Below are 19665 nucleotides of genomic sequence, written 5' to 3' on the forward strand. Positions count from 1 at the left end.
GCGTGTGGCCGGCCCGATTCCGTCCGCCCGACCCCTAGGGGAGCAGCCCGCCGACGTCATACCGCAGCATCATTCGCGGGTCGTCATTCCAGCGCATGGCCCGTACGGCGCAAGCCCGTTACGTTGGGCGCGTGTCCACTGCTGTCATCAAGACGGACGGCCTCACCAAGAGGTTCCCCCGGATCACCGCCCTCGACCGGCTCACCGTCGAGGTGCACCCGGGGGTCGTCGGCCTGGTCGGGGCGAACGGGGCGGGCAAGTCCACCCTCATCAAGATCCTGCTCGGGCTCGCTCCGGCGACTTCCGGCACCGGCCGGGTCCTCGGCCTGGACATCGCCACCCAGGGCCCGGAGATCCGCGAGCGGGTCGGCTACATGCCGGAGCACGACTGCCTGCCGCCGGACGTCTCGGCCACCGAGTTCGTGGTGCACATGGCCCGGATGACCGGGCTGCCCGCCGCCGCGGCCCGCGAGCGCACCGCCGACACGCTGCGCCACGTCGGCCTGTACGAGGAGCGGTACCGCCCGATGGGCGGCTACTCGACCGGCATGAAGCAGCGGGTCAAGCTGGCCCAGGCGCTCGTGCACGACCCGAAGCTGGTGCTGCTGGACGAGCCGACCAACGGCCTCGACCCGGTCGGCCGGGACGAGATGCTGGCGCTGATCCGCCGCGTGCACCGGGACTTCGGCATCTCGGTGCTGGTCACCACCCACCTGCTCGGCGAGCTGGAGCGCACCTGCGACCACCTGGTCGTCATCGACGGCGGCAAGCTGCTGCGCTCCTCCTCCACCGCCTCCTTCACCGAGGCGACGGCCCTCCTCGCGGTCGAGGTCACCGGCCCACCCGTCGCCCACCAGCACCCTTGTCCGGACAGCTCCGCTGCACACCCTCTTCTGGAGGACCCCGCGCTGGAGGACCCCGCGCTCGACCCCGTCGCCGCCGTCCGCGAACGCCTCATCGCCGCAGGCCTGTCCGTCACCCCGGACGGCTCGCGCGTCCTGCTCGTCCGGCTGGCCGGTGACGACACCTACGACACCATCCGCGACACCGTCGCGGACCTCGGCCTCGGCCTGGTCCGGCTGGAACAGCGCCGGCACCGGGTCGCCGAACTCTTCACCGACACCGGCCAAACCGCCGACACCGCCGACACCGCCGACGCCGACGGCCCCGAGAGCCAGGGAGGTCCGGAGGATGCCTCCTGAGAGCAGGCCCGCCGACACCGGTGTCATCCACGACATCGGCTACCGCGGCTACCACGGCCCCCGCCTCGGCCGGGCCTACGCGACCCGCTCCCTGTTCACCCAGAGCCTGCGCGCCGCGTACGGCCTCGGGCGCTCCGGCAAGTCCAAGGTGCTGCCGATGCTGGTGCTCGGCGTGCTCACCGTGCCCGCCGTCATCATGGTCGCGATCGCGCTCGCCACCAAGGCCGCCCGGCTGCCGCTGGACTACCCGCGCTACCTGTCGTCCTTCGGCCTGATCGTCTCGATCTTCCTGGCCTCGCAGGCGCCGGTGCTCCTCTCCCGGGACCTCCGGTACCACACCGTCCCGCTGTACTTCTCCCGTCCGATCACCCGCGGCGACTACGTGCGGGCCAAGTTCGCCGCGATGTTCTGCGCCCAGTTCCTGCTGATGGCGGCGCCGCTGGTGGTGCTCTACGCCGGCGCGCTGCTCGGCCGGCTGGACTTCGCGCACAACACGGAGCACTTCCTGATCGGCCTGGTGGCCGCCGGGCTGTACGCGGTCGTGCCGACCTCGGTCGCACTGGTGATCGCCGCGGCCACTCCGCGCCGCGGCTTCGGGGTGGCCGGGATCATGGGCTACCTGACGATCAGCTCGGCGGTGGTGGCGATCCTGACCGGGATCGCGGCCGGCCCCGGGCGGACCGTCCGGGACTCCGCCCGGTGGACCGCGCTCCTGTCGCCGAACGACCTGGTGGAGAGCCTGACCAACCAGCTCTTCGACCTCGGCGGCGGCGACGGCATGCGCGCCCCCGGCGCGCTCGGCACGGCCGTGTTCGTGGCCGTCGCCGCCGGGACGGCGGCCGGTGCGTACGGGCTGCTGCTGCGCCGCTACCGCAGTGTCTGATCCAACTACAGGGCCTGAGAGAGGGACGTCATGGCCACCATCACCATCGACAAGGTCTCCCGCTGGTTCGGCAACGTCGTCGCCGTCAACGACATCAGCATGGCGATCGGCCCGGGCGTCACCGGCCTGCTCGGCCCGAACGGCGCGGGCAAGTCCACCCTCATCCACATGATGAGCGGTTTCCTCGCCCCCTCCACCGGCGCGGTCACCCTGGACGGTGCGCCGATCTGGCGCAACCAGCAGGTGTACCGGCAGATCGGGCTGGTCCCCGAGCGGGAGTCGATGTACGACTACCTGACCGGCCGGGAGTTCGTCCTGGCCAACGCCGAACTGCACGGCCTGCCCGATCCGGGCGCCGCCGCCCGTCACGCCCTCGGCCTGGTCGAGATGGAGTACGCCCAGGACCGCAGGACCGGGACGTACTCCAAGGGCATGAAACAGCGGGTCAAGATGGCCTCCGCGCTCGTCCACGACCCGGCCGTGCTCCTGCTCGACGAACCGTTCAACGGCATGGACCCGCGCCAGCGGCTCCAGCTGATGGACCTGCTGCGCCGCTTCGGCGCCGACGGCCGGACGGTGCTGTTCTCCTCGCACATCCTGGAGGAGGTCGAGCAACTCGCCCGGCACATCGAGGTCGTGGTGGCCGGCCGGCACGCCGCCTCGGGCGACTTCCGCCGGATCCGCCGGCTGATGACCGACCGCCCGCACCGCTACCTGGTCCGCTCCAGCGACGACCGCCGGCTGGCCGCCGCCCTGATCGCCGACGGCTCCACCGCGGGCATCGAGGTGGACGAGCGCGAACGGGCGCTGCGGATCCAGGCGGTGAACTTCCAGGGCTTCACCACGCTGCTGCCCCGGGTCGCCCGGCAGGCGGGCATCACGCTGTACACCGTCGCCCCGGCGGACGAGTCGCTGGAGAGCGTGTTCTCCTACCTCGTCTCCGCCTGACCTCAGTACGCCATCGGGAAAGGCCGACCATGAATCCGACCGTCGCCAGGCTGACGCTGCGCGGCCTGCTGGGCCGCCGCCGCGGCGCCCTGCTGCTGGTGGTCCCCGCCCTGCTGCTGCTCGTCTCGGCGCTCGCGAGCGGGTCGGGCGGCAACGAGCACGAGCTGACCGTGCGGATCCTCGGCCAGCTCGGCCTCGGCACCCTGGTGCCGATCCTCGGCCTGGTCGTCGGCACCGGCGTGATCGCCACCGAGATCGACGACGGCTCGATCGTCTACCTGCTCGCCAAGCCGCTGCCGCGCCGGCGGATCGTCACCACCAAGCTGGCCGTCGCGATCGCCACCACCTGGGTGTTCGCCGCCGTCCCGACCCTGCTCGCGGGCCTGATGCTGTACGGCACGCGGGACGGCGTCGCGCTCGGCTACACCGTGGCGGCGCTGGTCGCGGGGGCCGCGTACAGCGCGCTGTTCCTGCTGCTCGGCGTGGTCACCCGGCACGCGGTGGTCGCCGGTCTCGGGTACGCGCTGGTGTGGGAGTCGCTGGTCGGCAACTTCGTGGCGGGCGCCCGCACGCTGAGCGTCCAGCAGTGGGCCCGGTCGGTCGCCGAGGCGGTGGCGGGGGATGCCGCGATCGGCGCGGACGTCTCCTTCGGGGTGGCCGTCCCGCTGCTGCTGTTGGTCACCGTCGCCGCGACCGTCCTGGCCGCGGTGCGGCTGGCCGGGCTGACCCTGGCCGGCGAGGAGTAGCCCCGCCCTACAGCGTCCGGTTGCGGCCCGCGCCCCAGCCGGCCGCGCCGACCACGGTGACCAGCACGAGCATCAGCGCCAGCGTCGCGTTCCACCCGCCGGTCAGCTGGTGCAGCGCACCCGCGCCGACCGGTCCGGTCGCCGCGACGAGATAGCCGATCGCCTGCGACATGCCGCCCAGCTGGGCGGCGCCGGCCGCGCTGGCGGTCCGCAGCACGATGAACGCGAGGCCGAGGCCGAGCGAACCGCCCTGCGCGACACCGAGGACGGCCGCCGCCACCCAGGCGCCGGACACCGGTGCGACCAGCAGCAGGGCGATGCCGAGGCCGTTCAGCCCGGCCATGGCCACCGCGAGGCCGCGCTGGCTGGTCATCCGGCCGGCGATCAGCGGCACCAGGAAGGCGCCGGCCACCTGCACCAGGTTGGAGAAGGCGAAGACCAGGCCGGCCTGGCCGCGGTCCATCCCGTGGTCGGCCAGGATGGTCGGCATCCACGCCACCAGGATGTAGACGAGCAGCGACGAGATGCCCATGAACAGGCTGATCTGCCAGGCCAGTCCGGAGCGCCAGATCCCCTCGACCGGCTTGCTCGCGTCGCCCGGCCGGCCCGCGGCCGGGGCCGGGGCCGCGGCGACCGCCGCCCGCTCGTTGCGCGAGCGCAGCACCTGCGGCAGCCAGGCCACCGCCGCCACCAGTGCGAGCACCGACCAGGCGCCCAGCGAGGCCTCCCAGCCGCCGCCCAGCGCGTGCTCCAGCGGCACCGACAGACCGGCCGCGAGGGTCGCGCCGACCAGCATCGTGGTCGAGTAGACGCCGGTCATCACCGCCGCCCGCTCCGGGAACTCCCGCTTGACCAGGCCCGGCATCGAGACGTTCAGCACCGCGATCGCCACGCCGATCACCACGCAGCCCGCGTACAGCGCCGCCACCGAGGGCAGCACCCGCAGCAGCACGCCCGCGCCGAGCACCAGCACCGCGCCGAGCACCACGCGCTCGGTGCCGAACCGCCGGGTCAGCCGGGGGGTGAGCGGCGCGCCGACGCCCTGGAACAGCACCGGCACGGTGGTGATCAGGCCGCTCGCGGTCGTGGACAGCCCGAAGGTGCGCTGGATCTCGCCGACCATCGGGGAGATCGCCGCAAGGCAGGCGCGCATGTTCAGTGCGACCAGCACGATGCCGGTCAGCAGCAGGGTCGGGTGGGCCAGCCGGGAGCGGACGGGGAGCGGGGCGGAGGAGGTGACAACCGGCTGCTGGGCACGGGTGACGGCCATGGGTGTGCTTGTTCTTTCGGGGATGGGAGATCGGGGCGCGAACGGCGGAAGGGCGCGTGCGCCTTACTTCCGGGCCGCGATGGCCGCGAGAAGCTGCTCGACGGCCGCGATCGGCTCGGCGAGCAGCGCCCGGCACGCCGCCTCGGCGCGGTCCGGGTCGCCGCTCTCGATCGCGTCCACCAGGGCCGCGTGGGTGGCGACGACCACCTCGGGCATGTCGTGGTCGCCGAAGGCCGTCCGCATCGACTCGCGCACCGAGGCGCCGAAGTAGCGGTAGACCTCGGCCAGCGCGGGGTTGTGCGCGGCCTCGACGACGGCGGTGTGGAACTCCAGGTCGTGCTCGACGGTGGCCTCGCGGCCGGCCCGCTCCGGGCTCGCCGCGATCACCTCGGCCTCGCGGGTCAGCGCGGCCCGCATCCGGGCGATGTCCTCGGGGGTGTGCCGCAGGGCGGCCAGGCGCGCGCCCTCGGTCTCCAGCGCCGCACGGACCTCCAGGACGTCCCGGATGCCCGAGCGCTGGACGCCGCGCAGGACGGCGGCCGGGTCGCTGGTGCTGCGGACGAAGGTGCCCTCGCCCTGCCGGGAGACCAGCATGCCGGCGTGCACCAGCACCCGGATCGCCTCCCGGACGGTGTTCCGGCCGACCTGCAGCCGCTCGGCGAGCTCGTGCTCGGTGGGGATCTTCGATCCCACCGGCCAGGCGCCGCCGGCGAGTTGCTCGCGCAGCTGGTCGATGGCGGTGTCCACGAGGGAGCGCCGCCCGGCCGCCTGCAGGCTGCTGCCGTCGCTGGTCATGCCGGTACTCCCTCCACTGCTCGTCGCCACCGGTCGTCGGTCATCCTACAACCGCTTGCCCGGTCATCCTACAACTGGGCGGGCGTGTCCGGGGCGGGGGCGGTACCGGCCGCTCAGCGGGCCGGGTAGAGGCGTTCCAGGACGACGGCCACGCCGTCCTCGTCGTTGCTCGCGGTGACCTCGTCGGCCACCGCGAGGAGTTCCTCGTGGGCATTGGCCATCGCGACGCCGTGGGCGGCCCAGCCGAACATCGGCACGTCGTTGGGCATGTCGCCGAAGGCGATGGTGTCGGGGCCCCGGACGCCCAGCCGGCGGGCGGCGACGGCCAGCCCGGTGGCCTTGGACAGGCCGAGCGGCAGCAGCTCGACCACGCCGGCGCCGGCCATGACGACGCCGACCAGGTCCCCGGCGACGCGGCGGGCGGTCTCCGCGAGCTCGTCGTCGGTCAGGCCGGGGTGCTGGATGTAGAGCTTGCTGATCGGGGTGGTGAGCAGCTCGTCCCGGTCGACCCGGACGACCGGCAGGTCGGAGCCGATCAGCAGCTCGTAGCCGGGCCCGGCGAGGACCTGGCCGTCCAGCCCGTCCTGGTTGGCGGCCACGGCCAGCGGGCCGGTCTCGGCCTCGATCTTGGCGACGGCGAGCGCGGCGAGCCGGCGGTCCAGGGTGAGCGAGGTGAGCAGCTTGTGCGCGCCCGCGTCGTAGACCTGGGCGCCCTGGCCGCAGACGGCTATCCCGGTGTAGCCGATCTCGTCGAACACCGGCCTGGCCCAGGCGGCGGAGCGGCCGGTGACGATGATGTGCAGCGCACCCGCCCCGGTGGCCGTGGCCAGCGCGGCGCGGGTGCGCGGGGAGACGGTCTCCTCGTCGGTGAGCAGGGTGCCGTCGAGGTCGGTGGCGACCAGCCGGTAGGGCAGGCCGCCACCGTTCGGGTCGACGCCTTCCGGGGAGACGGGTCTGGGGCTGGTGGTGCTCATGGGCCGTGCGTCTCCCGGGAGTTGCTGGTGGTGCGGTGCTACTTGGCGACCGGTTCGAGGACGGACCGCCCGCCGAGGAACGGCCGCAGCGCCTCGGGCACGACCACCGAGCCGTCGGCCTGCTGGTGGTTCTCCAGGATCGCCACGATGGTGCGCGGGACGGCGACCAGCGTGCCGTTCAGGGTGGCGAGCGGGCGGGTCTTGCCCTCCTCGCGCACCCGGATGGCGAGCCGACGGGACTGGTACTCGGTGGTGTTGGAGGTCGAGGTGACCTCGCGGTACTTGCCCTGGGTCGGGATCCAGGCCTCGATGTCGAACTTGCGGGCCGCCGAGGCGCCGAGGTCGCCGGAGGCGACGTCGATCACCCGGTAGGGCAGCTCCAGCGCGTTGAGGAAGTCCTTCTCCCACTGGAGCAGGCGGCGGTGCTCGTTCTCGGCGTCCTCGGGAGTGGTGTAGACGAACATCTCCACCTTCTCGAACTGGTGGACGCGGATGATGCCGCGGGTGTCCTTGCCGTAGGTGCCGGCCTCGCGGCGGAAGCAGGACGAGTAGCCGGCGTAGCGCAGCGGCAGCTTGTCGGCCTCGATGATCTCGTCCATGTGGTACGCCGCGAGCGGGACCTCGCTGGTGCCGACGAGGTAACGGTCCTCCTCCTTGAGGTGGTACACGTTCTCGGCGGCCTGGCCCAGGAAGCCGGTGCCGTCCATGGCGGCCGGGCGGACCAGGGTCGGGGTGATCATCGGGATGAAGCCGGCCGCGGTGGCCTGGGCGAAGGCCATGTTGACCAGGGCGAGCTCCAGCAGCGCGCCGACGCCGGTCAGGTAGTAGGAGCGGGCACCGGCGACCTTGGCGCCGCGCTCGGTGTCGATCGCGCCCAGGATCTGGCCGAGCTCGACGTGGTCGCGCGGCTCGAAGCCCTCGGCGGCGAAGTCGCGCGGGGTGCCGATCTCCTCCAGGGTGACGAAGTCCTCCTCGCCGCCGACCGGGGCGGCCGGGTCGATGAGGTTCGCCAGCGAGCGGAGCAGGCGGTCGGCCTCCTCCTTGGCCGCGCCCTGCTCGGCGTCCGCGGCCTTGACCTCGGCGGCCAGCTCCTTGGTGCGCTGCAGCAGGGTGGCCTTCTCGTCGCCCTTGGCCTGGGCGACCTGCTTGCCGAGCAGTCGCTGCTCGCTGCGCAGTTCGTCGAAGCGACTGCCCGAGGCCCGGCGCCGCTCGTCGGCGGAGAGGAGGGCGTCGACCAGGTCGACGTCCTCGCCACGGACGCGCTGCGAGGCGCGCACTCGGTCAGGGTCCTCACGAAGCAGGCGAAGGTCAATCACGGGCCCAAGCCTACCGGGCGGGGGCTCGTCCACCGGTACGGGTTTTCCCCTGGGGATAACTCCGTGGCTCCTGTGGATAACTCCTGTGAAGAATCACCCGGTGGCGAGTTATCCACAGGCGTGGAGCGGGGCCTGTGGATCCTCGGGGCTCTGGGGCCTCCGGGAGGTCAAACCGGCAAATTGAGGTTTCAAACCTCATTCGACCTTCTCGGGTGAGGGAATTGAAGCATTCGAACGGGTGATTTGCTGGCAAGCGGGTGACTCTGGTCCGATTAGTCAACTCTGCGAAGCAAACCGATGATCTGACCGATCTGGGCAGTGGCTATACCGGTTTGTCGACTCATCCCCAGGCCTGTGGATAACTTTTGGGCTGTGGACAGCGGAGGAGCCTGTGGACAGCCGCATCGGGCGGCGGGCGCCCTGTGGACCGCGGGCGCGGTCACCCCTCCCGCCCGCAGGGCGCGGTCGGAAAACATTCGGAAGACGGGCGGAAGACGGGCCGGAAAGGCCGGAAGGACAAAACGCGTCGTGCCGGTGCCGCCGCGCCCGTCAGATGTCGCCGCGGCCGTCGAGGGCGCGCGAGAGCCAGTCGGCCGCCGCCGCGAAATCCCCGTCCGAGGTGCCCGGCCGCTGGTGCGTGGGCGCCTGCTGATCGGCGCGCGGATAGGAGCCGAGGAAACGCACCTGCGGGCAGATCCGCTTGAGCCCCATCAGCGCCTCGCCCACCCGGCGCTCGGACAGGTGCCCCTCGCAGTCGATGAGGAAGCAGTAGCTGCCCAGCCCCTCGCCGGTCGGCCGGGACTCGATCCGCATCAGGTTGATCCCGCGCACCGCGAACTCCTGGAGCAGCTCCAGCAGCGCACCCGGGTGGTCGTCCGGCAGCCAGACCACCATCGAGGTCTTGTCCGCCCCGGTCGGCGACGAGACCCGCCCGGGCTTGCCGACCAGGACGAACCGGGTGGTCGCGTTCTGCGCGTCGGCGATGTCCTTGACCAGTGGGTCCAGCCCGTAGATCGGCGCCGCGAACTCGCCCGCGAACGCGCCGTCGTACCGGCCCTCGGCCACCAGCCGGGCGCCGTCCGCGTTGGACGCGGCCGACTCCCACCGCGCGTCCGGCAGGTTGGCCGCCAGCCAGCGCCGCACCTGCGGCTGCGCCACCGGGTGGCTGGTCACCGTCTTGATCCCGGACAGCTCCGTGCCGGGCCGCACCAGCAGCGCGAAGGAGATCGGGAGCAGCACCTCACGGTAGATCATGAGCGGTGTGCCGGAGGCGAGTTCGTCGTTGGTCGCGGTGACGGCGCCCTCGACGGAGTTCTCGATCGGCACGAACGCGCCGGATGCCTCGCCGCCGCGCACCGCGTCCAGCACCAGCGGCACCGAGGCCATCGGCACCAGCTCCCGGGTCGCCGCCTCGGGCAGGGTGCGCAGGGCCGCCTCGGTGAAGGTGCCCGCCGGGCCGAGGTAGGTGTAGCGGGTGGCCGACATGCCGTCTCCGTCTCGTCAGGTCGAAGTAGCCACCATAGCCACTCCGTTCCCCGCCCAGGAAAGCGTTTCGATGGGCGGGATCCGCCGCCGCCGTGCAGCAGTTCGGCGGCCCGGCAGTCCGATCGTCGGGCAGTCCGCCGGTCCGTCGGTTCAGCCGTCCAGCAACTGCTGCCCCACGTAGCCGCCCTGCGGGGCGCCCGGCGGCACGACGTACACGCCGCTCGCCTCGTGCCGCAGGAAGCGGGAGAGGCCGTCCCCGCGGGACAGCTTGCGCTGCACCGGGGTGAAGCCCTTGCGCGGGTCGGCCTGGAAGGCGAGGAAGAGCAGCCCGGCGTCCGGCGAGCCGTCCGCCAACAGGCCGTCGTGGTAGGAGAATCCGCGCCGCAGCATGGCCGCGCCGCCGTTGGCGGCCGGTGCGGCGACCCGGATGTGCGCGTCGGAGGGGATCGTGAGGGTGCCGTCCTCGCTCTGGGCGGACAGGTCCACCGGCGCGTGCTCCCCGGCCCCGGCGGGCGTGCCGAGCGGTGCGCCGTCCGACTTGCGCCGCCCGATCACCCGCTCCTGCCGGTCCACCGGCAGCGCCTCCCAGTGGTCCAGCAGCATCCGGATCCGCCGGAACACCAGGTACGAGCCGTCGGCCGCCCAGGCCGGCTGGTCACCCCCGGCGGCCGCGAACACCTTGGCGGCGAAGCCGTCGTCGGCGGGCTTGGGGTTGTTGCTGCCGTCGATCTGGCCCATCAGGTTGCGGCCGGTCACCGGGTGCGGGGTGGCGCCCGGGGTGCGGGCGAAACCGGCGCACTGCCAGCGCAGCGAGGCCGTCCCGGCCGCCTGGCGCTGGAGCACCCGCAGGGCGTGCACGGCCACCAGGGCGTCGTCGGCTCCGATCTGGACGAACAGGTCGCCGTCGCCGCGCGCCGGGTCGAGCGCGTCGCCGGGGAAGGCGGGCAGCGGTTCGAGGGCGGCCGGGCGGCGGTCGGCCAGCCCGGCCTTGTCGAACAGGGCCGCCCCGAAGCCGAAGGTGAGGGTCAGCGAGCAGGGGCCGGCGTCCAGCGCGACCTGGTTGTCGAACTCCTCGGCCGGCTCCCCGGCGGTCAGCCGGGCCGCCGTCCGCGACCAGCGCTGGAGCAGGCCGCGCAGCCCGTCCCGCCCGGCGCCGTCGGCCAGGTCGAAGGCGGCGAGCTGGACCCGGGCCTGCTGCGGTTCGAGGATGCCGGCCTGGTGCTTGCCGAAGAACGGCACGCGGGCCGGGCCGAGCGTCACGCCGCTGCCGGTCCGGTCGCCGGCGGCCGGGCGGTCCAGCGCGGCGGCCCCGGCGACCCCGGCGCCCGCGCCGGCCACCAGCCCCGCGCCGGCGGTGCCGAGCAGCGCGCGCCGGGTGAAGCCGGTCCGTGCGGTGGTGCTGTCGGTGGTGCTGTCGGTCATGGTCACCCGATCTTCAGGGACTGCGTCGGGGTGGTCTGGTCGATGTCGGAGGAGCGGATCTGCACCGACACCACCCAGTTCCCGGCCAGCGGCAGCTGCGCGGTGCCGCTCCAGCGGCCGGTGCCCCCGGGGGTCAGCGGCACGGGCAGCGGGCCGAGGTCGCGGTCCGGCAGGGTGAAGGCGAGCTGCACCTCGGGGACGTCCACCGGCTTCCCGTCCGCGCCGTCCAGCGCGAGCTCCACCTCGTTGGAACCGGTCTTCGCCGGGTTGATGGTCACCGTCGCCGTGCCCTTGGCGTTCGGCGTGCGGCCCTTGGTGTCGTACGGGAGCTTGAGCTCGACGCTGCGGCCCGGCTCGGTCTGCGCGGGTGCGGCCCCGCCGGCCGCCGGCGCCGCGGCGCCCCCGGCCTTGACCTCGCTCGCGACCCGCCCGGGCGGGGAGTTGGTGAGCATCGTGGTGACCACCAGCACGGCCACCGCGACCGCCGCCTCGACCAGCACCGAGCGGCGCAGCCCGGCCCGGGTCGGGGTCAGTCCGCGGTCGCGTCCGGCGCTCTCCCGGGCGGCCTGCTGGCGGGCCAGCTGGGCCTGTCGGACGGGGTCCTCGGAGTGCGCCGTGACGGCGACCGACTCGGGAAGGTCGGCCGGTTCGACCTCGGCCGCCTCGGCCGGGGCCGAGCGCAGCCGGCCCAGCCAGGAGCGGGAGACCCAGGCGACGCCGAGCATCGCGACCACGCAGCCGGTCTTCACCAGCAGCAGCCGCCCGTACTCGGTGCCGGTCAGCGCGCCCCAGCTGCCGAGGCCGCGCCAGGACTGGTAGACACCGGTGACGACGAGCACCGCCACCGAGCCGAACGCGATCTTCGAGAAGCGGTCGACGACCTCCGCGCCGACGCCCTCGCGCAGCGCGACCAGCAGCGAGGCGAGGCCGCCCAGCCAGAACGCCATCGCGATCAGGTGCAGCAGGCCGAGCGGCAGCGCCAGCCAGACCTGGATGCCCACCGAGGCGTGGTCCGCGCCGACCCAGGTCGCCGCGAGGGCGACGGCCAGCACCAGCCCGCCGACGCCGAGCCCGATCCGGGCCTCGCGCTGCGGCCGCCGGGCGGCGCGCTGCTCCAGCTCGCGCAGCTCGGCGGCCTCGGCGTCACCGTGGTCGTGCTCCGCGCCGTGGTCGTTCCCGTGGCCGTCCCCGCGGCCGTCCCCGTGTTCCGCTTCCGGCTGCCCCAGCTGGCCGACCAGCAGTGACAGGAACACCCCGCTCGCCGCGAGCAGCAGCAGCCGGGCGGCCAGCGCCGTGCCGATCCGCTCGTCCAGCGTGGCGCGCACCAGCGACAGGTCGAAGGCCTGCCCGATCCCCGAGCCGCGCTCGTACGGCCCGCGCAGCATCAGCACCGCGACGGTGGACACCAGCAGCGCCACCCAGCCGGTCATCAGCAGCCGCTGCACCGCGTGCCGGGCCACCCCGGCGGGCCAGCAGACCAGGACGAACGCGGCGGTGCCGGCGAGCAGCGCGAACGCGACGTACGCGACGGTGCGGCCGGTGCCGTACAGGGCGGCGACCACGCCGTCCGCCTTGGCGCCCTGGAGCGCGGTGGTGGACACCGAGGTGTCCGAGGGCGTGCCGATGGAGAAGGTGAACGCGCCGCCGACGGGGTGCGAGTCCTCCGAGACGGCCCGCCAGGCCACCGTGTACGTGCCGTTGGCGAGGCCGGGGTTGAGCCCGACCCGGGCGGTGTCGGCCTTGCCGTCGGCGTGCCCCGGGTTGCCGGTGTCCACCGCCTTGCCGGCCGGGTCGAGCACCCGGACCGAGTCGCCGGAGAGCGTCACGGCCTCGCTGAAGGTCAGCGTGACCGCCTGCGGGGCGGTGGCGAGCACCGAGTTCTGGTGCGGGTCGGTGGCTTCCAGGGTGGCGTGCGCGGAGGCCGGTCCGGCGCCGGCGAGCACCAGCGCGAACAGTGCGCCGAGCAGTCCGAGCGCTCCGAAGATGCGCAGGGGGGCGATCCTACGGTGCGAGGCCTTCTCCATACTGGCGGAACCCCTAATTCTGGCCGGGACGGTAGGTGAGCTCCTTGACCGGCACCTTGACGGAGATGGTGCCGGACTTGGCGAAGGTCAGGTCGAGCTCCAGCTCGTCCCCGAGGACCGGGGCCTTCTGCCATCCCATGATCATGAGATGGGTGCCGCCCCGGGTGAACTGCAACGCGCCGTGCGCGGGCACGTCCAGGCTGTCGACCTGGTCCATGCTCGACGCGGTCGAGCGGTGCATGGTGACCGACCCGGCGCCCGGGCTGGTCACCTTGACCAGCTGGTCCGCGCCGCCGTCGTTGCGCACGGTCAGGTAGCCGGCCGCCATCCCGCCCGCGGGCGGCAGCGGGATGTAGGAGTCGGCGACGCTCAGCTTGGCCGGCCCGCCGGCGGCACCGTCCTGGCCGCCCGCCCCGCAGGCGGCCAGGAAGGCGCCGCCGCCCAGGGCCGTCGCCAGCACCGCGCCCGTGAGCGCCGTCCGCCGGAAGCCGGGTGCCGTCCGGCCACGGGTGGCGCTCATGCACCCGCCTCGCTTCGCTCGGCAGGCGCTTCGCGCAAGCGGCACCTCTCGATCATGAGCTCGCTCTGCTCGCTCATGCACCCGCCTCGCTTCGCTCGGCACGCGCTTCGCGCAAGCGGCACCCCTCGATGATGAGCTCTCCCACAGCCTTCGGTCGCGGGTACCCCCATCGCTCGCTCATGCCGCGACCCCCTTGGCGAGCAGCGGCAGGTCGTGCTGGTAGGTCTTCACCTCGGTGCCGCTGAGGTAGAGCACGTGCGCCTTGTCGTCCGAGGGGAGGAAGGCCAGCACCTGCGCACCGTGGGTGGAGGTGACGGTGCCGTCGGCGTTGACCACCGGGTCCTCGATCATGATGCCGAGCGACTTGGCGGCGGTCTTGACCTTCTCCAGGTCGCCGGTGAGGCCTATGAAGTCGCTGCCCATCGAGTCGAGCCAGGTGCGCAGCACCTTGGGGGTGTCGCGCTGGGGGTCGGTGGAGACGAACACGACCTGGATCTTCTGCCGCTCCTCGGGGGAGAGGCCCTTCATCGCGACGCCGATGTCGCCCATGGTGGTCGGGCAGACGTCCGGGCAGCTGGTGTAGCCGAAGAAGAGCAGCGTGGCCTTGCCGTTGGTGCGCTGGCGCAGGTCGAAGGGCTGGCCGGAGGTGTCGGTCAGCGTGAGGTCCGGCTTCTCGAAGTTCCTGGTGAGCTTGGTGCCCTCGTACGGCGTGGCGTCCTTCTGCTGGGTCACCTTGGCGGCGGTCGAGTCGCCGCCGGAGGAGCCGCAGGCGGTCAGCGTGAGCGCGGCGGCCAGCGCGACGGCTGCCGCGCCGGCCAGGCGGGTGGTGCGGGTGGTGCGGGGCATGCGAGTTCCGATCGTGCTCGGTGGAGCGCCGGCGGGGCCGTGCCCGTGCCCTGGGCACGGCCCCGCCGGCGTGGGGTTCAGGAGGCGGTGCCGTTCTTGCGGCGCAGGCCGAGGACGCCGACGGCGGTGCCGATCACGCCGACCACGATGCCGACGACGCCGAGCACCCGGGCGGTGGAGTCGCTGCTCTTCCGGTCGGAGCCGGAGGCCTGGGCCTGGTCCGCGCTGTCGCCGTGCCCGTGGCCGTCGGCGGCCGGGGAGGCGGTGGCGGAGACGCCGTGGCCGTCGTCGCCGGCGGCCTTGGTGAGCTTCAGGACGGGGGCCGGGTGGGCCGGCTCGGCCTGGCCGGCCTGGGACTCGTCGATCCAGCGGACGACGTCGCCGTTGTCGTAGGTCTGCAGGGCCTTGAAGACCATGCTGTCGGCGTCGGAGGGCAGCGGGCCGAGCGAGACGCGGAACTCCTGGAACTGCCCGGGGGCGATCTTGGTGTTGGCGTCGGCGGTCCAAGTGATCTTGGAGATGGCCTCGTTGACGTCGCTGCCGTGCACCTTGATCGGCTTGTCGAGCTTGGACTTCTCGACGGTCGCGGTCCACCCCGGCAGCGGCAGGGTCCGGACCGAGGCCAGCGGGTGGTCCAGCGGGAGGCTGACCTCCAGCTTCACGGTGCTCGCGGAGTCGCTCTCGTTCGGCACCCGGAAGTCGACGGCCGTGTAACCGCCCTGCGGGGCCGAGCCCGGGTTCACGGTGACGTGCGCGAAGGCCGGGCCGGCCAGCACCACGACGGAGGTGGCGGCGGCGGCGACGGCGGCGGCGATGCGGCGGGTGGGAAGGGAACGCATGGTTCGGTGGTCTCCGTTCGGAGCTCGGCGGACCGGCCCGCCGGTTCGAGGCCCGGCCGGGGTCCGCGCGTGGGGACGTGTGGGGGGGTGGAGCTGCGCACGGACCGCCGCGACATGAGCGCGGGTACGGCCCGGCGACCTGCGCACGCCCGGCACCCGGCAAGAACGGGGCACCAGCGGGCCGGTCAGTACGCGAGGGCCCCGACCGGCGGCCCACGCCGCACCACGCTGTGCCGCAGCGCGACACCCCCGGGCAGCGGGCACTCCCCGCTCCGGGCACCGAACCGGCGGGCCGGGCCCGCCACCCCGAACAGACCCCGCAGCAACGCCGCGACCAGCGCGAACGCCGTCCGCAGCGGCGCCGCCCAGTGCTCGCGGGCGGCCGTCGCGGCCACCCGCACCAGCCGCCACAGCGCCGCCTCGCCGCGCCGCAGCCACCAGCCGGCCACCAGGGCCGCGGCCAGGTGGCCCGCCAGCATCGACGGCGTCATGCCGAACACGCCGCCCTGCCACCACGGCACGGCCGGGAACGCGGCCGGGTCCAGCCCCGCCGACGAGACCAGCTGCTCGGCCGTCGGACCGCCGGTCAGGCCGGCCAGCGTGCCCGGGTGGGCCTCGTTGCAGATCAGCCGGCCGGCCACCTGCGGCAGGGTCAGCGGGCCGGAACCGCCGTGGTGCATCCCGGCCATGGCCGAGGCGGCGTGGCCGCCGAAGCCGTGGAAGAGGCAGTGCAGACCCAGCTGGCCCGCGCCCAGCGCACCGGCGATGGCCGCGAGCGAACGCTCCCGCCCGCCGAACGCCACCGCGAGCGCCAGCACCGCCGCGAAGCCCGTCGCGAGCGCGGGCAGGGCGACGTCGCCGCCACCCGTCAGGGAGTGCCCGGCGGCCGCGATCAGTGTGCAGACGAGCGCGAACGGGACGGCCCTGGCAAGCCGCAGGTCCCAGGCGGCGGCCCCCACCGGCGCGTCCGGTGCGGGGGCGCCCGGGTGCTGGGCGGCGGCGAGGGCAGTCATGGCCGGGCCATCATCTCATCGCCTACCACGCCGCCGAGGGCAGGGTGGGAAATCCCTACGAATCCCCCGTCCGGCCGAGGCGCACGGTTCGGCGCGTGCGCCGCTCGGCACAGACCACGGCGTCAGTCCATCCGCCGAACGGGCGGTAGCGGACCTTCGTCACGGTTCACCGCGGGAACAGCCGGAGATACCTAGTTGTATGTGGAGCCGCAGCCAGGAGGGACCTCCCGTGGACATCTGGTGGACTCTGCACCTCAAGCGCGACCCGGCCAGCGTCCCGCTGGCCCGGCGCATTCTGCTCGGTGCCATGGCGACGGCGGGCGTCGACCCGCAGATCGCCGACGACCTCGGTGTCGCCCTCAGCGAGGCCTGCGCCAACGCCGTCGAACACGGCGTCGGCGGGCGGCCCGACGAGGGCTTCCAGGTCACCGCGTCGATCTGCGGCGACCGCCTGCGGATCGAGGTCACCGACTCAGGCCCCGGCCTGCCCGCGGCCTCCGTCGTCACCCCGTCGCCGCTGCCCCCGCGCCGCCCGGCGGGCCCGCCCCCGGCCCGCCCGGCCCCGCGCCGCGCCCGCCGTGGCCGCGCCACCGTCCCCGCCCGGGTGCTCACCGGGCACCGCCCGCGCCGCGACGGCCGCCCCTACGACACCCATGTCCTCCTGTGTCGCCCCCAGGCCCCCACGCTCCGCCCGGTCGACCTCGACACCCTTCCCGACCTCAGCGCCGAATCCGGCCGCGGCCTCTTCCTCATCCACGCCCTCACCGACCACGTCCAACTCCGCAACCACCCCCTCCGGGGGGCGATCGTGAGCTTCGACAAGATCCTCAAATGGCAGGACGGTGCCCTGCTGCAGGCGTCGTAGTAGTAATGGCGTCGTAGAAGTAGGGGAGGCACGGACCTGCCGAGGCGGCGCCCGGGTTCATCGCTCGTGGCGCCGCCTGCTCTCCGCGGTCTTCGGGTCAGTCCTCTTCTTCGACGGTTTCGACGGTTTCGACGGCTTCGACGGTGCGGCGGCGGGTGAGCAGCAGGAGGGCCGCGCCCAGGGCGATGGTGGCGGTGCCGGTGACCGCGATGGGGGTGGAGTTGGTGCCGCCGCCGGTGTCGGCGAGCTGGCCGGGGGCGCGGGTCGGGCTCGCCGTGGGAGAGGGGGTCGTGCCGGAGGTGCCCGCCGGGGCGTGGTCGGTGACCGCGAAGGTGCCGCCGGTGCTCGCGGCCAGCTGGGGGCACGTGTACTTCTTCGCCGGGGCCGAACCGATCGGCAGCACCTCGGACTTGGCCGCGAACGCGAAGCGGTAGTTCCCGAGTGCCGCCCCCGGGCCGGCCGTCACCCGCACCTGGAGGGTCAGCTTCTCGCCCTGCGCGAGCTTGTACGTGCCGGTGTCCGTCCCCGCGAGCGGCTTCCAGTCGCCGCCGGGCGCGTGCAGCTTGACGTCGAGGCCGGAGACCGCGCCGTCCTTGCCGGTCAGCGTGAAGGTGGTGGCCAGCTCGCGGACCGTCGTGGTGCTGGTGTTGTCGAAGGTCACCGACAGCTCGCCGGGTGCTCCGCCGGTCACCACGGCGGCGCCCGCCGGTCCGTCGGCGGTGGCCGGCATCGGGGAGGCCATCGGGCCCTCGGGGCAGTTGTACGGCCAGGGCGAGCCGGTGGCCGTCGGGGTCGCGGCGGCGGTGGGCGTGCCGGTCGCGGTGGGTGTCGCCGCCGGGGTGGTGGCGGGGGCCGTCGGCTCCCCGGTGGCCGGGGCGGTCGGGCTTGCCGAGGTCGTGGGGGCGGCGTCGGCGAGGGCCGGGGCGGCGCCGGCGGCCACCGTGCCGGTGGTGAGCACGAGCAGGGCGCAGGCGGCGGGCAGCCGGGGGGAACGCATGGTCAGGCTCCAGCGGTGGGGTCGGGTGGTCGCTCTCCGGCTGGGAAGACCACCGAGGGGCGGGAACGGTTGTCCCCGCCCACCGGGCGATCTCGTCGGGGGCGGTCAGCTGTGCGTGCCGGCCTTGCGGCGACGCAGGAAGAACAGCGTGCCGGCGCCCGCGACGAGCACCGCGGCGCCGCCGACGGCGATCGGCAGGGTGTTGGAGGAGGCGCCGGTCTCGGCCAGGTGCGGGCCTGCCGACGGCGACGCGGAGGCGGCCGCCGGCGCGGTGGTGGCGGCGGTGGTGGTGGCCGGGGCGGTGGCGGTTGCGGTGCCGGCGTCGGCGACCTGGAAGGTGCCCTCGTAGGTGCCGTAGAACTGGGTGCAGGCGTTCGGCTTGGTGTTGGCCGGGGTCGGGACCTTGTCGTTGTCGAAGGCGTCCGAGCCGGCGTCGTAGTTGGCGCCGTACTTCCCGGCCGGGGCCTTGGCGGTGGCGGCGATCCGGATCCGGACGGTGAGCTTCTCGCCCTTGGCCAGCTTGAAGTCGGGCATCCGGAAGCCGCGGTAGTCGAGCCGTTCGGGCTTCCAGCCGCTGCCGGTGTTCACCTGGACGTCGAAGAAGTCGGCGTCCCACTTGACCGGGGCGGGGCCGCCGAACTCGTCGGTGACGTAAAGGGCGTTGTGGACGGCGGGCAGGTCGACGCCGCTGTTGTTCTCGAAGGTCAGGGTGACCTCGGTGGCCGGGCCGCCCTTGACCAGGGTGGTGCCGTACAGGCCGGTGCCGGTCTCCTTGAGCAGGGAGCTCTGGTAGACGCCGCCGTGGCAGCGGTTGTCGCCGGTCGGCGTCGGGTTCGGCAGGACCGTCGGCCTGGCGGTCGGGGCGCCCGTGGCGGTGGCGGTCGGTGCCGGGGTGCCCGGGGCGGCCGTCGTGGTGGCGGAACCGGTGGGGGTCGGGGTCGCCGGGACCCCGACGGCGCTTGCGGTGGCGGCGCCGACCGTGGCGCCGAGCGAGAGCGCCACCAGGGTGGACGCGGCCAGGAGGCGGGAAGGGCGCACGATCATTGCTCCAGCTTCGGGTGAATTCGGTCCGTATCGGGGCGACTTGAGGCAGCGACGGGAGCGCGTCGGCGGTGGTCGCGCCCGCGAACCATACCGGTCGGCAGCGGCCTGATTCCGGTCGGGGGGTGACGAAATTCGATCGCTGTCGAAGGAGGCTTGGCGCGGACCGGACCCGCGTCCTCCCCGGCTTGCCGGGCCGGTCGGGCGGTCGGACGATGGGGGCATGATGCACCAGATGCGAGCCGAGTACGGCGCGGGCGGCCCGCCGGACGGGGTGCGGCTGTGGCACATGGTCCGGGGCGCCGAGCAGGTCGCGATGTGCGGTCGGGAACTGGACACGCGGGCGCCGGTCCGGGAGGCGGTGGACTGGGGGAAGACCCCCGAACTCTGCTGCCACACCTGCGGGGCGTACTTCCTGCGCGAGTCGCCGTACCTGGCCGCCGAGCACCAGTAGCGCCCGGCGGGCGGTCTACCGTGAT

19 protein-coding genes are annotated in these 19665 nt (G+C 73.8%); 6 read left to right on the forward strand and 13 right to left on the reverse strand.

What is annotated here, in order from left to right; all coding sequences use genetic code 11:
• The first annotated feature begins 95 nt into the window (after window positions 1-95).
• Genes ACWCXH_RS05085 through ACWCXH_RS05100 form a run of 4 tightly spaced genes read left to right on the forward strand, consistent with a single transcriptional unit; the run spans window position 96 to window position 3779 of the window.
• Complete coding sequence (locus ACWCXH_RS05085) at window positions 96-1202, forward strand: ABC transporter ATP-binding protein (protein WP_449799917.1); 1107 nt, start codon at window positions 96-98, stop codon at window positions 1200-1202.
• On the forward strand, window positions 1192-2085 hold the full coding sequence (locus ACWCXH_RS05090; protein ID WP_449799918.1) for an ABC transporter permease: 894 nt from the start codon (window positions 1192-1194) through the stop codon (window positions 2083-2085). Before ACWCXH_RS05085 ends, ACWCXH_RS05090 begins: the two co-directional genes overlap by 11 nt.
• A 30-nt stretch (window positions 2086-2115) precedes the next feature.
• Window positions 2116-3033 carry an ABC transporter ATP-binding protein gene (locus ACWCXH_RS05095; RefSeq protein WP_449799919.1) on the forward strand — a complete coding sequence of 306 codons (918 nt, stop codon included), beginning with the start codon at window positions 2116-2118 and terminating at the stop codon, window positions 3031-3033.
• A gap of 29 nt (window positions 3034-3062) precedes the next feature.
• The gene (locus tag ACWCXH_RS05100) at window positions 3063-3779 is read left to right on the forward strand and encodes an ABC transporter permease (RefSeq protein ID WP_449799920.1); all 717 of its coding nucleotides are present in this window, start codon (window positions 3063-3065) and stop codon (window positions 3777-3779) included.
• A 7-nt stretch (window positions 3780-3786) separates the two neighbouring features.
• On the opposite strand, the gene ACWCXH_RS05105 is transcribed toward ACWCXH_RS05100, so the two are convergent.
• From ACWCXH_RS05105 to ACWCXH_RS05155, 11 genes are all read right to left on the reverse strand, one after another.
• The gene (locus tag ACWCXH_RS05105; RefSeq protein ID WP_449799921.1) at window positions 3787-5049 is read right to left on the reverse strand and encodes a CynX/NimT family MFS transporter; all 1263 of its coding nucleotides are present in this window, start codon (window positions 5047-5049) and stop codon (window positions 3787-3789) included.
• 63 nt (window positions 5050-5112) lie between these two features.
• On the reverse strand, window positions 5113-5844 hold the full coding sequence (locus ACWCXH_RS05110) for a FadR/GntR family transcriptional regulator (protein ID WP_449799922.1): 732 nt from the start codon (window positions 5842-5844) through the stop codon (window positions 5113-5115).
• A 113-nt stretch (window positions 5845-5957) separates the two neighbouring features.
• On the reverse strand, window positions 5958-6818 hold the full coding sequence (locus tag ACWCXH_RS05115) for an HAD family hydrolase (protein ID WP_449799923.1): 861 nt from the start codon (window positions 6816-6818) through the stop codon (window positions 5958-5960).
• 38 nt (window positions 6819-6856) lie between these two features.
• Window positions 6857-8134, reverse strand: a complete 1278-nt coding sequence (serS, locus tag ACWCXH_RS05120) for a serine--tRNA ligase (RefSeq protein ID WP_449799924.1) — start codon at window positions 8132-8134, stop codon at window positions 6857-6859.
• A 549-nt stretch (window positions 8135-8683) separates the two neighbouring features.
• Window positions 8684-9619 carry a prephenate dehydratase gene (gene pheA / locus ACWCXH_RS05125; protein WP_449799925.1) on the reverse strand — a complete coding sequence of 312 codons (936 nt, stop codon included), beginning with the start codon at window positions 9617-9619 and terminating at the stop codon, window positions 8684-8686.
• A gap of 150 nt (window positions 9620-9769) precedes the next feature.
• On the reverse strand, window positions 9770-11041 hold the full coding sequence (gene efeB, locus ACWCXH_RS05130) for an iron uptake transporter deferrochelatase/peroxidase subunit (protein ID WP_449799926.1): 1272 nt from the start codon (window positions 11039-11041) through the stop codon (window positions 9770-9772).
• Between the two features lie 2 nt (window positions 11042-11043).
• A complete protein-coding gene (locus ACWCXH_RS05135; protein ID WP_449799927.1) occupies window positions 11044-13065 on the reverse strand; it encodes a copper resistance CopC/CopD family protein in 2022 nt (673 codons plus the stop codon).
• Between the two features lie 13 nt (window positions 13066-13078).
• The gene (locus ACWCXH_RS05140) at window positions 13079-13585 is read right to left on the reverse strand and encodes a copper chaperone PCu(A)C (protein WP_449799928.1); all 507 of its coding nucleotides are present in this window, start codon (window positions 13583-13585) and stop codon (window positions 13079-13081) included.
• Between the two features lie 177 nt (window positions 13586-13762).
• Window positions 13763-14431 carry an SCO family protein gene (locus ACWCXH_RS05145; RefSeq protein ID WP_449799929.1) on the reverse strand — a complete coding sequence of 223 codons (669 nt, stop codon included), beginning with the start codon at window positions 14429-14431 and terminating at the stop codon, window positions 13763-13765.
• Between the two features lie 77 nt (window positions 14432-14508).
• Entirely contained in the window at window positions 14509-15270 is a 762-nt protein-coding gene (locus ACWCXH_RS05150) for a YcnI family copper-binding membrane protein (RefSeq protein WP_449799930.1), read from the reverse strand.
• A gap of 185 nt (window positions 15271-15455) precedes the next feature.
• A complete protein-coding gene (locus ACWCXH_RS05155) occupies window positions 15456-16283 on the reverse strand; it encodes a hypothetical protein (protein ID WP_449799931.1) in 828 nt (275 codons plus the stop codon).
• Between the two features lie 229 nt (window positions 16284-16512).
• Here ACWCXH_RS05155 and ACWCXH_RS05160 point away from each other — a divergent pair, with 229 nt between their 5' ends.
• Entirely contained in the window at window positions 16513-17148 is a 636-nt protein-coding gene (locus ACWCXH_RS05160) for an ATP-binding protein (RefSeq protein WP_449799932.1), read from the forward strand.
• A gap of 97 nt (window positions 17149-17245) precedes the next feature.
• Here the strand turns inward: ACWCXH_RS05160 and ACWCXH_RS05165 are convergent, their stop codons facing one another.
• Together ACWCXH_RS05165 and ACWCXH_RS05170 are read right to left on the reverse strand one after the other, a co-directional pair.
• Entirely contained in the window at window positions 17246-18145 is a 900-nt protein-coding gene (locus tag ACWCXH_RS05165) for a hypothetical protein (RefSeq protein WP_449799933.1), read from the reverse strand.
• A gap of 105 nt (window positions 18146-18250) precedes the next feature.
• Entirely contained in the window at window positions 18251-19189 is a 939-nt protein-coding gene (locus ACWCXH_RS05170; protein ID WP_449799934.1) for an LAETG motif-containing sortase-dependent surface protein, read from the reverse strand.
• Between the two features lie 220 nt (window positions 19190-19409).
• Here ACWCXH_RS05170 and ACWCXH_RS05175 point away from each other — a divergent pair, with 220 nt between their 5' ends.
• Entirely contained in the window at window positions 19410-19640 is a 231-nt protein-coding gene (locus ACWCXH_RS05175; protein WP_449799935.1) for a hypothetical protein, read from the forward strand.
• Window positions 19641-19665 lie beyond the last annotated feature (25 nt).

The organism is Kitasatospora sp. NPDC001660 (assembly GCF_053596725.1).

Bases quoted from the DNA above. Each gene is read 5' to 3' on its own strand.
- ACWCXH_RS05155 (WP_449799931.1), bottom strand. From the start codon at position 16,283: ATGACTGCCCTCGCCGCCGCCCAGCACCCGGGCGCCCCCGCACCGGAC.
- ACWCXH_RS05170 (WP_449799934.1), bottom strand. From the start codon at position 19,189: ATGATCGTGCGCCCTTCCCGCCTCCTGGCCGCGTCCACCCTGGTGGCG.
- ACWCXH_RS05165 (WP_449799933.1), bottom strand. From the start codon at position 18,145: ATGCGTTCCCCCCGGCTGCCCGCCGCCTGCGCCCTGCTCGTGCTCACC.
- ACWCXH_RS05105 (WP_449799921.1), bottom strand. From the start codon at position 5,049: ATGGCCGTCACCCGTGCCCAGCAGCCGGTTGTCACCTCCTCCGCCCCG.
- ACWCXH_RS05145 (WP_449799929.1), bottom strand. From the start codon at position 14,431: ATGCCCCGCACCACCCGCACCACCCGCCTGGCCGGCGCGGCAGCCGTC.
- ACWCXH_RS05090 (WP_449799918.1), top strand. From the start codon at position 1,192: ATGCCTCCTGAGAGCAGGCCCGCCGACACCGGTGTCATCCACGACATC.
- pheA (WP_449799925.1), bottom strand. From the start codon at position 9,619: ATGTCGGCCACCCGCTACACCTACCTCGGCCCGGCGGGCACCTTCACC.
- ACWCXH_RS05095 (WP_449799919.1), top strand. From the start codon at position 2,116: ATGGCCACCATCACCATCGACAAGGTCTCCCGCTGGTTCGGCAACGTC.
- efeB (WP_449799926.1), bottom strand. From the start codon at position 11,041: ATGACCGACAGCACCACCGACAGCACCACCGCACGGACCGGCTTCACC.
- ACWCXH_RS05140 (WP_449799928.1), bottom strand. From the start codon at position 13,585: ATGAGCGCCACCCGTGGCCGGACGGCACCCGGCTTCCGGCGGACGGCG.
- ACWCXH_RS05175 (WP_449799935.1), top strand. From the start codon at position 19,410: ATGATGCACCAGATGCGAGCCGAGTACGGCGCGGGCGGCCCGCCGGAC.
- ACWCXH_RS05110 (WP_449799922.1), bottom strand. From the start codon at position 5,844: ATGACCAGCGACGGCAGCAGCCTGCAGGCGGCCGGGCGGCGCTCCCTC.
- ACWCXH_RS05115 (WP_449799923.1), bottom strand. From the start codon at position 6,818: ATGAGCACCACCAGCCCCAGACCCGTCTCCCCGGAAGGCGTCGACCCG.
- ACWCXH_RS05135 (WP_449799927.1), bottom strand. From the start codon at position 13,065: ATGGAGAAGGCCTCGCACCGTAGGATCGCCCCCCTGCGCATCTTCGGA.
- ACWCXH_RS05085 (WP_449799917.1), top strand. From the start codon at position 96: ATGGCCCGTACGGCGCAAGCCCGTTACGTTGGGCGCGTGTCCACTGCT.
- ACWCXH_RS05150 (WP_449799930.1), bottom strand. From the start codon at position 15,270: ATGCGTTCCCTTCCCACCCGCCGCATCGCCGCCGCCGTCGCCGCCGCC.
- ACWCXH_RS05100 (WP_449799920.1), top strand. From the start codon at position 3,063: ATGAATCCGACCGTCGCCAGGCTGACGCTGCGCGGCCTGCTGGGCCGC.